Origin of the sequence: Gemella sp. GL1, assembly GCF_013415365.1 — a bacterium.
In the GTDB taxonomy this organism is placed as follows: domain Bacteria; phylum Bacillota; class Bacilli; order Staphylococcales; family Gemellaceae; genus Gemelliphila.
On sequence record NZ_JACBYB010000007.1, the window covers coordinates 135,607 to 150,289 of the forward strand.

At 28.4% G+C, this 14,683-nt stretch carries 17 protein-coding genes and 1 other RNA gene; 3 read left to right on the plus strand and 15 right to left on the minus strand.

What is annotated here, in order from left to right; genetic code table 11:
• The first annotated feature begins 41 nt into the window (after positions 1 to 41).
• A complete protein-coding gene (locus tag HZY82_RS00810) occupies positions 42 to 1,076 on the plus strand; it encodes an Abi family protein (RefSeq protein WP_135157070.1) in 1,035 nt (344 codons plus the stop codon).
• A gap of 374 nt (positions 1,077 to 1,450) precedes the next feature.
• Entirely contained in the window at positions 1,451 to 2,548 is a 1,098-nt protein-coding gene (locus HZY82_RS00815; RefSeq protein ID WP_135157068.1) for a tyrosine-type recombinase/integrase, read from the plus strand.
• A 121-nt stretch (positions 2,549 to 2,669) separates the two neighbouring features.
• Here the strand turns inward: HZY82_RS00815 and HZY82_RS00820 are convergent, their stop codons facing one another.
• The 9 genes from HZY82_RS00820 to ssrS form a co-directional block, all read right to left on the minus strand.
• Positions 2,670 to 3,065, minus strand: a complete 396-nt coding sequence (locus HZY82_RS00820) for a hypothetical protein (protein WP_135157066.1) — start codon at positions 3,063 to 3,065, stop codon at positions 2,670 to 2,672.
• Positions 3,022 to 3,720: a prepilin-type N-terminal cleavage/methylation domain-containing protein gene (locus tag HZY82_RS00825; RefSeq protein ID WP_135157064.1), complete on the minus strand. Its 699-nt coding sequence runs from the start codon at positions 3,718 to 3,720 to the stop codon at positions 3,022 to 3,024. Before HZY82_RS00825 ends, HZY82_RS00820 begins: the two co-directional genes overlap by 44 nt.
• The gene (locus tag HZY82_RS00830; protein WP_135157062.1) at positions 3,692 to 3,988 is read right to left on the minus strand and encodes a type II secretion system protein; all 297 of its coding nucleotides are present in this window, start codon (positions 3,986 to 3,988) and stop codon (positions 3,692 to 3,694) included. Before HZY82_RS00830 ends, HZY82_RS00825 begins: the two co-directional genes overlap by 29 nt.
• Entirely contained in the window at positions 3,966 to 4,406 is a 441-nt protein-coding gene (locus HZY82_RS00835; RefSeq protein WP_135157060.1) for a prepilin-type N-terminal cleavage/methylation domain-containing protein, read from the minus strand. Before HZY82_RS00835 ends, HZY82_RS00830 begins: the two co-directional genes overlap by 23 nt.
• Entirely contained in the window at positions 4,381 to 4,725 is a 345-nt protein-coding gene (gene comGC, locus HZY82_RS00840) for a competence type IV pilus major pilin ComGC (RefSeq protein ID WP_135157059.1), read from the minus strand. Before comGC ends, HZY82_RS00835 begins: the two co-directional genes overlap by 26 nt.
• Positions 4,726 to 4,735: 10 nt before the next feature.
• Complete coding sequence (comGB, locus tag HZY82_RS00845; RefSeq protein WP_179938407.1) at positions 4,736 to 5,800, minus strand: competence type IV pilus assembly protein ComGB; 1,065 nt, start codon at positions 5,798 to 5,800, stop codon at positions 4,736 to 4,738.
• Positions 5,757 to 6,746, minus strand: a complete 990-nt coding sequence (comGA, locus tag HZY82_RS00850; protein WP_228098197.1) for a competence type IV pilus ATPase ComGA — start codon at positions 6,744 to 6,746, stop codon at positions 5,757 to 5,759. The genes comGB and comGA overlap by 44 nt, the downstream gene beginning before the upstream one ends.
• A gap of 244 nt (positions 6,747 to 6,990) precedes the next feature.
• The gene (locus tag HZY82_RS00855; RefSeq protein WP_135157056.1) at positions 6,991 to 7,758 is read right to left on the minus strand and encodes a tRNA threonylcarbamoyladenosine dehydratase; all 768 of its coding nucleotides are present in this window, start codon (positions 7,756 to 7,758) and stop codon (positions 6,991 to 6,993) included.
• A gap of 94 nt (positions 7,759 to 7,852) precedes the next feature.
• Positions 7,853 to 8,040: non-coding RNA, 6S RNA (gene ssrS, locus HZY82_RS00860), on the minus strand.
• A gap of 107 nt (positions 8,041 to 8,147) precedes the next feature.
• On the opposite strand from ssrS, the gene HZY82_RS00865 reads away from it, so the two are divergent.
• Positions 8,148 to 9,407 carry a competence/damage-inducible protein A gene (locus HZY82_RS00865; RefSeq protein WP_179938411.1) on the plus strand — a complete coding sequence of 420 codons (1,260 nt, stop codon included), beginning with the start codon at positions 8,148 to 8,150 and terminating at the stop codon, positions 9,405 to 9,407.
• Between the two features lie 132 nt (positions 9,408 to 9,539).
• Here the strand turns inward: HZY82_RS00865 and trpS are convergent, their stop codons facing one another.
• The 6 genes from trpS to plsY all read right to left on the minus strand — a co-directional run bounded on the left by trpS (position 9,540) and on the right by plsY (position 14,676).
• Entirely contained in the window at positions 9,540 to 10,559 is a 1,020-nt protein-coding gene (gene trpS, locus HZY82_RS00870; protein WP_135157053.1) for a tryptophan--tRNA ligase, read from the minus strand.
• 90 nt (positions 10,560 to 10,649) lie between these two features.
• The gene (locus HZY82_RS00875; RefSeq protein WP_135157051.1) at positions 10,650 to 10,955 is read right to left on the minus strand and encodes a rhodanese-like domain-containing protein; all 306 of its coding nucleotides are present in this window, start codon (positions 10,953 to 10,955) and stop codon (positions 10,650 to 10,652) included.
• Positions 10,956 to 11,043: 88 nt separating this feature from the next.
• On the minus strand, positions 11,044 to 11,703 hold the full coding sequence (locus HZY82_RS00880) for a methionine ABC transporter permease (RefSeq protein WP_135157049.1): 660 nt from the start codon (positions 11,701 to 11,703) through the stop codon (positions 11,044 to 11,046).
• 1 nt (position 11,704) lies between these two features.
• Positions 11,705 to 12,718, minus strand: coding sequence for a methionine ABC transporter ATP-binding protein (locus HZY82_RS00885; RefSeq protein WP_135157076.1), 1,014 nt, complete (start codon positions 12,716 to 12,718; stop codon positions 11,705 to 11,707).
• Between the two features lie 495 nt (positions 12,719 to 13,213).
• Complete coding sequence (locus HZY82_RS00890; protein WP_135157047.1) at positions 13,214 to 14,065, minus strand: bifunctional 5,10-methylenetetrahydrofolate dehydrogenase/5,10-methenyltetrahydrofolate cyclohydrolase; 852 nt, start codon at positions 14,063 to 14,065, stop codon at positions 13,214 to 13,216.
• 11 nt (positions 14,066 to 14,076) lie between these two features.
• Positions 14,077 to 14,676, minus strand: a complete 600-nt coding sequence (gene plsY / locus HZY82_RS00895; protein ID WP_135157045.1) for a glycerol-3-phosphate 1-O-acyltransferase PlsY — start codon at positions 14,674 to 14,676, stop codon at positions 14,077 to 14,079.
• Between the last annotated feature and the right edge of the window lie 7 nt (positions 14,677 to 14,683).

Sequence of the window (14,683 nt, forward strand, 5' to 3'; positions counted from 1 at the left end):
AAAGTCTCTTATCACTATCAGTGAAAGGAGGCTTTTTTTCATTGAGTATTTATTCAAACAATACTAAATACTTAACTTTAGACAAATTAATATTAAAATCCCAAAGTAAAAATGTTATTTTAGAAACAGATAACGATAAAATCAAACTATCTTTAATGTTAGAAAATATTTCATACTCAACGCTAATAAAAGGATATAAAAATACTAATTTAGTAGATGAACATGGTTGTTTCTTAGAATCTATAACTCCTTATGAGTTACTTGAATTACATAGGATAAATGCAGATATTTCTTCTATACTTTTTAAATACGTTTTATACGTAGAGCAAGAATTAAATAGCGTATTAAGTAGTATTATTTCTGAAAAATTTAGTACAGATACTAGTAGAGATAAAAACGATATAGATAACCCTAATGATTTTTTATATAAACATAATTATAATATGAATAATCCTGAAACGATGAATGTTTTAAAAAAGTTAAAAAAACATACCACTCGACCTATAAAATATACAAATTTAGAATATTATGTAAACAATAAAAACTATATACCGCCTTGGGTTTTACTCGATAGTATTTATTTATCTGATAGTATTGGTTTATATAAAATAATGAAAACTTCTGAAAAAGATGAAGTTATAAAGAAAATGTTATCAACAAATACAAATATGAAGACATCTATAAAAAAAGATATGTTTATAAAATTTTTAAATATAATTAAAAATCTTAGGAATAAATTAGCACATTCTAACATGCTTATAAAAAGTGAACTACCTGATAGGTTGATTTTTAAAGATGTCGGGGAATATACAAATTACACTTTAGTTTCAGGTTCTAAGAAAGATAAAAAGTATAGAGACAGTATATTTTTTTCTTTAATGTTATCTGTATTTATACCAATAAATCTAATTAACATTCAACTTGATTTTTATAAAGATATCATTATATTTTTAAATAAATATAAGAATACTTCAATAGCAAATAAAGATATTTTTGAACTACTTAACATTCCTAAAAATATTCATAATAGAATGTTAAATTTTTTAGCATTTAAATATAATAGACCCATTGTCTAAATTAAAGAATCATCACCGGACTTTGTCCGGCATTATGTCCGCTTCAGGACACCAAAATAAAAAAGCACCTTTTACGGTGCTAGGAGAAACTATGAAAAGATACACTTTTGAACCTCCCACGACTAAAGTCGTAGGATTCTTGGGTAATGTGTTGACTTGATGATTAGCTGACTAATCAACAGCGGTTACACAAGTTTACCAAGCTATCCCCGTAGTTCCTACGGTTCATATTATTTATAAAACAAACAGTTTTATTGTGTTTTTCATATGTTGAATTTTAATTATTTTGTAAAATATTTACTAAATAATTATATCACACATTCATTATTTTTTCACTTTTGAAATCCGGGCAAGATTAAAAAAAGGAGAAAAAAATGATAAAAGAATATATTGATAAAAAAACAAATAAAAAAATGTATGAAATTGTCGGGGAATATATAGGAAAGAATTTACTCACTGGAAAAGAAAAACGTATTAAAAAGAAAGGTTTTAAATCTAAAAAAGAGGCGAATTTATATATAGCTAGAAAAAAAATGGAATTCGAGAGCGATTGTAGTATCTTACCCGAAAATACAACTTTTGAATCTCTTTTCAATATTTGGTTTGATTCAAAAAAACACACTCTTTCAAGTTCGACGATTTATGGAATAAAAAGAGATAGAAAAAATTATCTTTTTCCAAAACTGGCGTCATTACCAGTAAAAAAAATAAATAAATTGTATATTCAAAATATTTTTAACAATTTTCTATCAGACGAATTAAATCTATCAACTGCTACGATGAAAGTGTTGAAAGTTCAGTTACAGTCTATTTTTGAATATGCAGTTGACGCAGAATTAATTCATAAAAATCCTGTAAAAAAAATCATTGTCCCAAAAAAAGACGCAAAAGTAAAAAAAGTTTTTACAAAAGACGAATTGAAATTTTTGTTAGAAAAAGGTAAAACAGAATTATCGCAAAATTATTATATCTATGCAAGATTATTAGCTTTCACTGGTGCTAGACCAGGAGAAATAGCAGCACTTCAGATTACAGATTTTGACTCAAAAAAATTAGAAGTAACAATAAATAAAACTATTTCTAGAAACGAAAATGGGAATTATTATATTAAAAACAAACCAAAAAATCAGCATAGCGTCCGAACCTCTAAAATAGACAAAGACACTATAGATATGGTTTTTGAATACATGCGTAATAAAAAAATTAGTGGTAGACTTTTTTCAAATAGAAATTATATATATTTCGGACATCATTTAAAGAAGTTTTTACAAAAACACAACTTACCGCTAGTGACCCCTCATGGGTTCAGAAGAACACACGCTACATTGCTTTCGGAAGCTAATGTACCTGTTAAAGCTATTCAAGCGCAACTTGGGCACGCTAATATAACTACTACATTAGATATATATACACAAGTCACCGAAAAACAAAAAAACGACACTATAATTTCATTCAAAAAACATATTTCATAATGAACGTAACCATAACGTAACCACTTAAAAAACAGATCTTACAAACCCCTTGACAACGGCGTTCTCGGGGTTTGAGTAATGTTTGTTATTATAACATAGCTCTAATTTTCTAACAATAAATTTAAGCTTCTTTATTCAATTTTTTCTCTATTTCTTGATCAAATTTCTCTTTATCTAATTTTATTTTTTCTAAAAATTCTACTTTTTCTTTTTCCAAGTTCTCTAGAGCCTTGTTTCTATTTTCCATTTGTATTTTTTTATTGTCTTCTTTATATTTTTTTTCTATATTTTCCTGTATCTCTTTTCTATGATTATCATCTCTCTCCTCTAGAGCCTCATTTATTTTTCTATCATAATATGTATTAATATTTTTAATGCTTTGAATTTTATTCATATAAATGTTAGAAATCGAAAATATTACCGTGATTACCAGCAAAAGCATACTTAATGAAATAACCAAGGCACTCCCTTTATTATTGCTGTTTCTCTTTATTATCTTTTGAATTTTCTTTTTCAAGAATAAGACCTCTTTCTATTTCTAATAAGTTTTCCAGTTCTTTTGTTCTAATTTCTTTATACTTTTTATATTCTTCTAATAGTTTATTTCTTTCTTCCTCATAAGTTTTTAGAATCTTCTCATCTTCCAATCGAATTTTTTCACTTTCTTCTTTTTCTTTTAATAATAATTCTTCTTTTTCTTCATCTAGTTTTATTTGATCTTTCAAAAAAAGTTTTATAGTTCTGGTTTTTCCCCCTCTGTCAACTATCCTTATAATCAAATTTTCTTCTTTTTTCTCCAAATTATAAGATTGAATATTATCCAAAAGTAAAGAGTAACCTGATGCAAAATTTTCTCCTGGATTTCTAGTTTGCTTAAATATTTTTCTGGAATTAAAGACTACTTTATGTTCCCTGTTTTCCTTATCATTTTGAAATATAATATTATTCTTCGTAGCCGTAACTTTTCTAGAATCTTCATATAATTGAAAAATTTTCTTATGCATCATAGCATATTCATAATCTGTATAGTTTAAAAATTTTTGAGAAGTTAAACTTGTCATAGTTACAATAGATGCAAGTAATAAGATAAATATTGATAAAAGTAACAAAGATACAATAATTTCTACAAGAGTAAAACCTTTATTATTTTGAATAAATAATTTCTTTTCCACTGTTTATATCCCTTATCCTTGCTCTATTATTCATAATACTAATATCATAACCATCTCTTACGAAATTAATGTCCTTCTTGTTAGCTAGAATTTCTTCATAAAGAATAGTTCTCATTTTAATTTCATCTTCTGCCTTCTTCATATATTTATATTCATTTACTAAATTAGGAAGTAACAAGCCAACTATCAAACTTGCTATAAATATAGCTACTAATAATTCTATCAAACTAAAACCATCATTATTTTTAAGTTTCTTCAAGTCTAACATAACCTGTCTCCAAATTAACTACTATTTTATAAGAAGAATTTTTAAATTTTACTAATACAGTATTAGCAATATTAACATTCCCATTTCTATACCTAAATTGTAAGGCTTTTTCCCCTGTTCCTGATTTTCCACTCTGACCTATCTTTTTTACTTTACGACTAGAGTCATAGTAAATTTGATATTCATTAGCGTTTTCAAAAAAATAAATATAATTAGTATCATTAGAAGCCAAACTTTTACTTTGAATCAAGTAAATATCAGATACTATCTCATTAACAGCTATCCTCTCTTTATATCTTTCATAAGAGCGGATAGGATTGAAAGAAATTACTAAAACTAAAATTGAAACTATAAATAAAACTGAGATAATTTCTATTAATGTAAATCCTAAATTAGCCTTGCAGTTGTGCTTTTCCACCTAAAATCACAACCTTTTTTCCATTAGGCGCTGTCGATGCCTTTTCTACATCTCCTTCTAAGTATCCCCTAGAAACTAGTTTATCAAATGTCACATTTGAATCTCCTTCATTTAGTTCATAGGCTGTTATTTGTGACTGGACTGTCTTAACATATGCTTCTGAAGATTTATCTTTGGCTGAGTCTAAATTTTTGCTAATATTAGGTACAATTAAGACCAGCAATATAGCTATAATAAAAATTACAATAAGCATTTCAATAAGGGTAAACCCCTTATTATCTTTTAATTTATTTCTTAATTTTAATAAATTTTTTAACATAATATTTCTCCTATCTTAAAGCTGTCGTCATATTAAATACCGGTAATAAGATTACCAAGTAAAGTGCTAAAATAATTAGGGCTAGTAATAAAAATAAAATGGGTTGTAATCTTTTTAATCTAGAATCAATTAATTTCAAAAATGAATTTAACATAATCTCAGAAAAAAGTTTCAATTCTTTATCAAGCATAGAATTTTTTCTACCATGTGATATAAACTTTGGCATAGATTGATCAAAATAAGGTAATTTTTCTATAATATTTTCAAAGACTTGCCCCTTTACAAGTCCTTCTTCTATATCTTTAGAAAATACCAAGAAAAAATAATTATAATTTTTATTAATCATTTCATCTAAGCATGTCTTTATAGAAAAACCACTAGATAAAAATAAACTAAGTTCTAAAGAGTATTGATACGAAGCAAAATACCTAAAATACCTATTTAAAAAGGGCATTCTTGTTATATATTTTAAAAATAAATCTTGTTTATATTTGTAGGTATATGTCAAATATAGAGCGATTAAAGAAACCATAAGTATGATTCCTATTAATATGTATGGTAAATATTCAAGTAAAGTCATTAAAATTATTACTTCTGTATCCATTTGAATATTTGATGATTCATAAATAGATTTAAATTGAGGAATTAGTAAAATATTAAATAGCATAATCAAGGAGATAAGACTTAAAGTCAAAAGAAAGGGATACCTTATTGTTTGAATAATCTTTTCTTTTTGCTCTTTTTGTATCTTCAAATACTTCTCTATTTCTAAAAGCATAGTTTCTATCTTTCCATAGTATTCCGCAAATTCCATCTTACTTACAACAGAAGCAGAATAGCCTAATCTCTCCAAAATGTGAGATAATTTTTTTCCCATAGATAAATCTTTTTTTACTAACTCTACTAATTTCTTACTAGCATTATATTGAATAAATAAAAATTCAATAGAGTCTTCTAATGTATAACCGTGATTTATTAATTCATAGAGCCTGCTTATAAATTGAATTTTATCATCATTTGAAAGTAGTTTTCTAATATCCCCATTTCTCTTTTTCTTCTTTTTCGATTTTGCCATCATCACACGCCCTTTGAAACTTATTTCTTAATTTTTCAAACTTAATATCTTTAGTATTTATATAGGCTGAAATTGCATCTTTATCCAAAAATTCAGTAATTAACTCCCTCCTGTCTCCAACTTTTACTAAACGTTGAGATATCAAAGCAAGTAAAGTTTGTTTTAAATCTTCTTGACTAATACCTAAATCCTTAAGTCTGTTTATTATTCCTATACCATCTTCTGCATGAATAGTCGTTAAGACAAGATGACCAGAATAGGCTGATGTAATTACATACTTAGCCGTATCCTTATCCCTAATTTCTCCTACCATTATAACATCTGGATCACATCTAAGAATTGATTTCAATGCATTATCATAAGTAATACCTGCCTTCTCATTGACTTGCATTTGTATAAATTCATCAAAATTTTTCTCAACTGGATCTTCAATAGAAATAAGTTGCTTATTGGATCTAGTTAATTCTAAAGCCAACTTATACATAGATGTTGATTTACCAGAACCAGTTGGCCCAGAAAAAATTATCAAACCATTAGTATATTTACTTAGAAGTGATATTTTTTTCCTATCCTCTTCAAAAATACTAAATTCAACATCAGCAAGTTCATCCGTAAAAATTCTGATTACACAACCTTCATATAATTCATTAAGTGGTAGAGTAGAGATTCTTAAATAGTATTTTTTATCTTTGTAAGTATATTCAAATCTCCCAGATTGTGGCCTCTTATTCATGGAGATATCTATATTAGCGTTGAATTTTAATAATGAAATTAAAGCCTCTATTTCAGTATTAGATAATTGAAGATTATCTTCTAAATTTCCTAATATTCTAAACCTAATTTTAGAATTATTCTTGCTATTAGGATATATGTGTATATCGCTAGCTCCTTGATTAATTGCATCTTGCAAAAGGTTTATCATTACAGTTTTTATATCTATATCCATCAACTCCTAAAAAATAGAGTTGGAAAGACCAACTCTATTGAAATTTATTTTATTGAGTAGCCTTTAGTAAAATTCTATTATTAAATAATATTTTATAAAAATTACTCTAGGCTAAATTTTTTAGCCTACAAGTTTATAAGCATAAAAACCTTTTCAATACACCTATATTATAACCTAAAAAAAGTAAAAAATAAATAAGTTTCTAACAACTTTTTTATGAAAGTTGTCGAAACTTATTTTATACTTAATTATTTTTTTCTATAGTTCTCAATTCAACTGTTTTTAATAATTCTCTATATACATAAGAAGCGGCAATTAAACCTGCAGTTGATGGTGCAAATGCATTTGATGATGGTGGTAGTTGAGCTTTTCTAATATCAGAATTTTGATTACCAATTTTTTCTATATATTCTTCTCTTGGTACTAATGGGCTTTCTGTTGAAAATACTACTGGAATTTTACCTTTTGACTTTAATTTTTTAAAGTGTAATCTAATCACTTTAGCTAAAGGACAAATTTTTGTTTTTGAAATGTCTGCAATTTGAAATTTAGTAGGATCAATCTTATTAGCTGCTCCCATTACAGAAATAAATTTAATCTTATTTCTTAAGCAATAGTCGATTAAATGTATTTTATACTTGATTGTATCACAAGCATCAATAACAAAATCAAGCTTTTTCTCGTAAAATTTCTCAAACGTTTCTTCTGTATAAAAATCGTGGATCGCAATAACTTCTGCTTCCGGATTAATATCTAGAATTCTTTTTCTCATCTCATCTACTTTACTAAGTCCTACAGTTTTTGTTGTAGCATGGATTTGACGATTAACATTGGTAATATCAATGCTATCCTTATCCATAATTACAAATGAACCAACTCCAGATCTGGCAAGAGCTTCTACTGCAAAAGTACCAACTCCCCCCATTCCTAAAACCCCTACTCTGGAATTTTTTAATATATTAAGTCCTTCTTGACCAATGACTAATTCATTTCTTGAAAATTGATGTAACATCTTTATTTCTCCTCATTAAATAAACATAAAAATATTATACTATACTTTTAAAAATTTTTCTTTAAATTTAAATAAAAAAACCTAGCATATAGCTAGGTAAACCGAAGTATCGTAGGTACTCACAAAAATTGGTCCTGATATGATCAGGTGGGTATGATAGTTCTGTTTTCTAAAATCCTAACAATAGTGGTTAGGCACGCTATACTAGCAGATAATTCTCATTCCCTATTCAAAAGTGTTAGGCCCGAATAAACATGAGCCATACATATACTTAAGTTCTTATATTTATATTTTAGCACAGAAATTTTTAATAAACAAGGGCTTTTCACATTTTCAAAAATAAACATTATTTAGTATAATTAATCTAAGAAATATAAAGAGGTATATTTATGAGAGTAGAATTAATATCTGTAGGAACAGAAATTTTAATAGGAGATATCCTAAATACAAACGTACACTATCTATCAAAAGAGTTAGCAAATCTTGGAATAAACGTCTTTAGACACACTAGTGTTGGTGACAATAGAGAAAGGTTTTTAAAAGTTTTGAGTAATGCCTTTAAAGATGCCGACACTGTTATAGTAACCGGTGGTTTAGGACCTACAGATGATGATATCACAAAAGAATGTGTTGCAAAATTTTTTAAAAGAAAACAATATCTTGATAAATACTACTGGAATAAAATTCAAAACTATCTGCTTAATCATTCATCAAATAAAACTATAACGAAAAACGACGAAAAAACAGCCTCGATTCCAGAGGGAGCCATAACTTTTGAAAATTTTTGGGGTACTGCTCCTGCAATAGCAATAGAAGACTATAATAGAAAAATAATATTATTACCCGGCCCTCCTCATGAAATGAAAAATATTTTTAATCATCATATAAGAGACTACCTAGCCTCATTTTCTAATCAAAAATTTCTTTCAAAATACATAAGATTTTTTGGCATTGGAGAATCTTTGCTTGAAGATAGAATTAAAGACTTAATGATCCAACAGACAAATCCTAGTCTTGCTTTATATGCTAAATACGGTGAAGTCTTACTTAGAATTACTGCCTCCGCCTCTTCTGCTGAAGAATGTGAAAAATTAATTGATAATAAAATAAAAGAGGTTTATGAGCTAGTTGGAGAATATATATATTTAGTCGCTGGAGAAGAAGCATCTGAATCTCAAAGTGAAATGAATAAAGTTTTAGCTAAACTTTTAATAGACAATAATATCTCTATTTCTACAGCTGAATCCATTACTGGGGGGCTTATTGTCTCTACTTTAATTGAAAACGAAGGAATCTCTTCTGTATTAAAAGAATCTTATATTAGCTACTCTGATCAAAGTAAAATAGATCTACTGGGAGTTAATATAGCAAGTTTGAAAAACTATACAGCTGTTTCTAAAGAAGTTGCTGAAGAAATGCTAGATGGTTTAATTTTAAAAACCAATGTAGAGTCAGCCCTTATTACAACAGGTTATGCCAATCATGAAAAAAAATATTTATCTGGCCTAGTTTATATTGGAGCCTACTATAAAGGAGAAAAAATCATAAAAAAATTTCATTACTCTGGAAATAGAAATAAAATTAGATATAGAGCTAGTCAAGAAGCAATGAATGTATTAAGAAAATTAATATTAAGTAAGATTTCCTAATATCTGATTCATTGCACTCCTCATCCTATTTTTCTAGATTCTAAAATACATACTAAAATACTAATTTCTCATCGTTTTTTATATAAAAAAATAAGCACAGCTGTCTAGCTGTGCTTATTTTATGACTTTATTCTATTTTTTAAAGTAGTTAATCCCCATGGCTTCTTTTACTTCTGCTAAGGTCTTAGCCGCAACTTTCTCTGCTTTTTTAGAACCCTCTTCTAGCATTTTATAGATTGCTTCTTTATCCTTAGCTAATTCTTCACGTCGCTCACGAATTGGTCTTAACATATCTTGCATTATATCATTAAGTCTACGTTTTAACTTAACATCACCTAAACCACCACGACGGTAATGCTCTTTAAGTGACTCTACTTCTTCCTTATTAGGATCAAAGATGTCTAAATAAGTAAATACAACATTTCCCTCTACTTGACCTGGGTCTTCTATTCTTATATGATTAGGATCAGTGTACATCTTCATGATTTTATCTTGAATTTCTTTTGGCGAGTCAGATAAGTATATACCATTGTTTAAAGATTTACTCATCTTACCATTTCCATCAATTCCTACAAGGCGTCCTTGCTTTTTAGGAGGTAAAACAATTTCTGGTTCTACTAAAACTTCTTTATTATAAATTCTATTAAAATCTCTTACTATCTCACGAGTCTGCTCAATCATAGGTTTTTGGTCTTCTCCTACCGGTACATGAGTAGCACCAAAAGCGGTAATATCAGCCGCTTGACTTATTGGATATGTAAAAAATCCTGTCGGTATAGATTCTCCAAAGTTTTTACTTTTTAATTCTTGTTTTACCGTTGGATTACGCTGTAGTCTAGATACGGATACCAAATTCATGTAATACATCATTAATTCTGGTAATTGTGGTATTTGTGACTGCAAGAAGATTGTTGTTTTATTTGGATCAATACCAATTGCCAAATAGTCTAATGCAACCTCTGTTACTGATTCAATGATTTTTTGTGGATTATCTGCATTATCAGTAAGTGCTTGTTGGTCCGCAATCATAATAAACATTTCTGTATCTTCCTCTTCTTGCAGCTTTAATCTGTTTTCAAGTGATCCTACATAATGTCCCAGGTGTAATTTTCCTGTCGGCCTATCTCCAGTTAAAATTATTTTTTTACTCATTTTATTAACTCCCTAAACTCAATAATACTAGCATTATATCCTACTTCCTACAACTTATGAAAGTAAATAAAAATTTAGTAACACACTAGATTAATCTTCTATTTTTTCTCCTTGCCAATCTGTCATTCCTCCAAGTACATTAACCACTATATAACCTTTTTTAATTAATATTTCAGCAGCTTCTTTACTACGACTACCTTGTTGACAAATTATATAATGAACAGAATCAATATCACCCTTATAAGTAGCTATATCTTCCAAAGGAATATTTATTGACTCCTCTATATGCCCTTCATTATACTTTTCATGTGTTCTGACATCAATTAAAATTATGTCCTCTTTTTCTAATAATTCTTGCAAAGCTATGGCTGTTATGTTTTTATAAGTGTCTTCCATTAGCTCTTCCTCCGTGTATTTATATTGAAAATTATAACATACTTTATGTAAAAATAAAAGAGTAGCTTTCAGCTACTCTGCTTATATATTATCGTTTATCTACTTTCTTAACTACATAGTCACCTAAGTATTGAACTGCAAACACTATAATTAAAATTGCTACAGTTGCTACGAATGTAACTGCATTATTAGATCTTTGGAATCCATCTAGATAAGCTAAGTTCCCTAATCCTCCTGCTCCAATTACACCTGCCATTGCAGTAGAACCTACTAATGCTATCGCCGTAACAGTAAGTCCAGAAATAAGGGCAGGTAATGATTCTGGAATTAATACTTTAGTAATAATAGTAATATTTTTAGCACCCATTGCCTTAGCTGCTTCAATGACTCCCTTATCTACTTCTCTAAGCCCAATCTCTACAAGTCTTGCATAAAATGGAGCTGCTGATACAATAAGAGCTGGTATGGCTGCTTGAGACCCTAGCATTGTTCCAACTATTAACTTTGTAAAAGGTATTAATAGTATTACTAATATAATAAAAGGAATAGCTCTGAAGATATTTACAATCCAAGTCACTACATTGTAGAAAATCCTTGCTAACTTATTTTGACTTGTTGATGTAATGTACAATATTAACCCTAATATTAATCCTAATATGAATACTGCTATTAAAGACTGAACCGTCATAGATAAGGTTTCAACTGTATTTGTTGTTATTTTCTCCCATTTAACTTTTGAAAAATCCATTTTATAATACCTCCACAGAAACTTTTTCTTCGTTTAATTTACTTATTACATTTCCTATATTAGTGTCTTCCCCTACTAATTGAACGTACAAGGTACCGATATTACCAGTTTGTGTTTTATCAATCTTGCCTTGAATAATATTAATTGTAACTCCATATTCTTTTGACAATTTACTTACTAAAGGTTCATTGAATCTCTTGTCATCAAATAGTAATTTAACTAATTTTCCATTAACAAATGACTCTTTCCATAATTCAATATTTTTATTAGCTGATTTTTCCGATGAAAACTCTGTTTGTTTTAAGAAACGTTTTGTAATCTCTTGTTGCGGACTATAAAATACATCTGATACTAAACCTTCTTCTACAATCATACCACCATCAATAACAGCAACTTTAGTACATAAAGTTTTAACAACATGCATTTCATGGGTAATTAAGACTACTGTAATATTGGTTTTTTTATGAATTTCACTAATTAATTCTAATACATCTGCTGTTGTTTCTGGATCAAGTGCTGAGGTCGCTTCATCACATAAAAGAATTTTAGGATTTCCTGCTAAAGCTCTAGCAATACCTACTCGTTGTTTTTGACCTCCTGATAGTTGAGAGGGATAATTATCCTTCCTATCTTCTAATCCAACTAACTTAACTAATTCATCAACACGTTCTTGTCTTTCTTCTTTAGGTATTCCCAAGATTTCTAATGGAAAGGCTATGTTTTCAGCCACTGTTCTAGACCATAGTAAATTAAAATGTTGAAAAATCATTCCTATACTTTGTCGCTTAATACGTCTTTTTTCATTATTAATTTTACCAAAATCCTCCCCTAGAACAATGACTTCCCCTTCAGTTGCTGTTTCCAAGCCGTTAAGTAATCTAATCAATGTAGATTTACCTGCTCCTGAATAACCAATGATACCATAAATATCTCCTTCTTCCACCTTTAAATCTACTTCCTTTAAAGCATGAACAGTATCATTATAAACTTTCTTTACATTTTTCAATTCAATTATTGTCATTATATTTACTCCTTTCTTATTTAAACAAAAAACGCACCTTATTAGTAAAACTAATAAGGGCGTTTATACGCGTTACCACCTTGATTTATAACTCTTGCTACTAACATAGCTTTGCCTATAACGCGGCAACACGAATAAAGTTCACATAGTTTACTTTACCGACATAAATTAGACCATATTCACCAAGTTATTATTATGTAGTCTCAGCCACCCTACACTCTCTGAAAATCTTCCCCTAGTTACTCATCTAACGTCTTTATTTGATATAAACATATTATACCTTTTCTATCATCAATTGTCAATCAATTAAAACTATTTTCAGATAATTTAATATCTTTGTTTTAAATTCACCTACTTCAAAAGAATTTCATACCTAATTAATATATGATTTTATTCTTGTCTTGAAACTAATATAGAACAAACATTACTTATTATTAATTAATATTTATTGAAAAAAAGTTTTCTTTAATCAAACAAACCCTTTTATTCTTATAAATTATTTTGTTTTTTACAAGCTACAATTGTATTATGCATTAATTCTGTAATAGTCATAGGCCCCACTCCCCCAGGTACTGGTGAAATATAGCTTACCTTATCTTTAACTAGATCAAAGTCAATATCTCCTACTAACTTATCATCTTTATAATTATTTCCTACATCAATAACTAGAGCTGTTTCTTTAAAATCATAAGTTTCATCAAGCAAATGAGCTACACCTGCACATGATACAATTATATCAGCTTCTTTTACCTCTTTATGTAAATTATCCGTTCTTGAGTGAGCAATTGTTACTGTTGCATTTTCTGCTAGAAGTAAATTAGCAACTGGCTTTCCTACTATATTAGAACGCCCTATTACTAATGCTTTCTTACCACTAATTTCTTCATTTGTCGATTTTATTAAATCCATAATACCTAATGGCGTACAAGGTATTAAATCAGCATTACCTACAGATAGTCGCCCTACGTTTATTGGGTGAAATCCATCTACATCTTTTTCTACATAAATTTTTTCTAAAATTCTATCTTCATTAATATGTTTTGGTAATGGTAATTGAACTAAAATCCCATTAACACTATTATCTTTATTCAATGCATCAATGCTTTTTTCTAACTCTTCTTGACTAATTTCTTTAGCTAACTCTACTTTTACAGAATGTATTTCATTTTCAAGACAAGCCTTATGTTTAGAGTTAACATAAGAAAGAGAGGCTTTATTATCACCTACTATTACCACTGCAAGAGTTGGAATAATTCCTAAACTTCTAAGCTGTATAGCTTCTTCTCTTATTCTTCCTCTTAATTCTGTTGCAATTTGTCTCCCATCGATTATCTTACCCATTATGTAACCTCTTATTTTTTAAAATTAATCTTCATCTTTGATACATTCTCTGTACCATTTTTTAATCTGACTATATTAGATTTATGCATATAAACAACTAATATGCACATTATTATCATAATATATTTATCAAAACCTTGTCCAATGAAAAATACACCTATAGCTCCTACTATAGAAATAATTATTGAACCTAGTGAAACATACCCTGTCACAAATAAATTTATAAAAAATATAAGAACCAATACTAAAGCTAATACTGGATATAAATATATAAATATACCTGATCCTGTAGCTACTGCTTTTCCACCTTTAAACCCTGCGAATAAAGGGAATATATGTCCTAGCATAGCAAAAGCACCAAATAATGATAAATAGTTAACATCTCCTAGAACCTTAGCTGCAATAAACATACTTAGTATCGATTTAGAAATATCTAGGAAGAAAACAAACATTCCTGCCTTCTTACCTAAATTTCTAATCATATTAGTAGTTCCCAAGTTACCAGAACCCATTGTTCTAATATCTTTATTAAAGAATACCTTACCTATAATCAGTGCCCAAGGGATTGAACCTATTAGGTAGGCCAATAAACAAACTAAAATTATCTTCATAATATTG

Bases quoted from the DNA above. Each gene is read 5' to 3' on its own strand.
- HZY82_RS00855 (WP_135157056.1), bottom strand. From the start codon at position 7,758: ATGTTACATCAATTTTCAAGAAATGAATTAGTCATTGGTCAAGAAGGA.
- HZY82_RS00830 (WP_135157062.1), bottom strand. From the start codon at position 3,988: ATGTTAGACTTGAAGAAACTTAAAAATAATGATGGTTTTAGTTTGATA.
- HZY82_RS00865 (WP_179938411.1), top strand. From the start codon at position 8,148: ATGAGAGTAGAATTAATATCTGTAGGAACAGAAATTTTAATAGGAGAT.
- HZY82_RS00815 (WP_135157068.1), top strand. From the start codon at position 1,451: ATGATAAAAGAATATATTGATAAAAAAACAAATAAAAAAATGTATGAA.
- HZY82_RS00890 (WP_135157047.1), bottom strand. From the start codon at position 14,065: ATGGGTAAGATAATCGATGGGAGACAAATTGCAACAGAATTAAGAGGA.
- HZY82_RS00880 (WP_135157049.1), bottom strand. From the start codon at position 11,703: ATGGATTTTTCAAAAGTTAAATGGGAGAAAATAACAACAAATACAGTT.
- HZY82_RS00875 (WP_135157051.1), bottom strand. From the start codon at position 10,955: ATGGAAGACACTTATAAAAACATAACAGCCATAGCTTTGCAAGAATTA.
- comGA (WP_228098197.1), bottom strand. From the start codon at position 6,746: ATGGATATAGATATAAAAACTGTAATGATAAACCTTTTGCAAGATGCA.
- trpS (WP_135157053.1), bottom strand. From the start codon at position 10,559: ATGAGTAAAAAAATAATTTTAACTGGAGATAGGCCGACAGGAAAATTA.
- plsY (WP_135157045.1), bottom strand. From the start codon at position 14,676: ATGAAGATAATTTTAGTTTGTTTATTGGCCTACCTAATAGGTTCAATC.
- comGC (WP_135157059.1), bottom strand. From the start codon at position 4,725: ATGTTAAAAAATTTATTAAAATTAAGAAATAAATTAAAAGATAATAAG.
- comGB (WP_179938407.1), bottom strand. From the start codon at position 5,800: ATGGCAAAATCGAAAAAGAAGAAAAAGAGAAATGGGGATATTAGAAAA.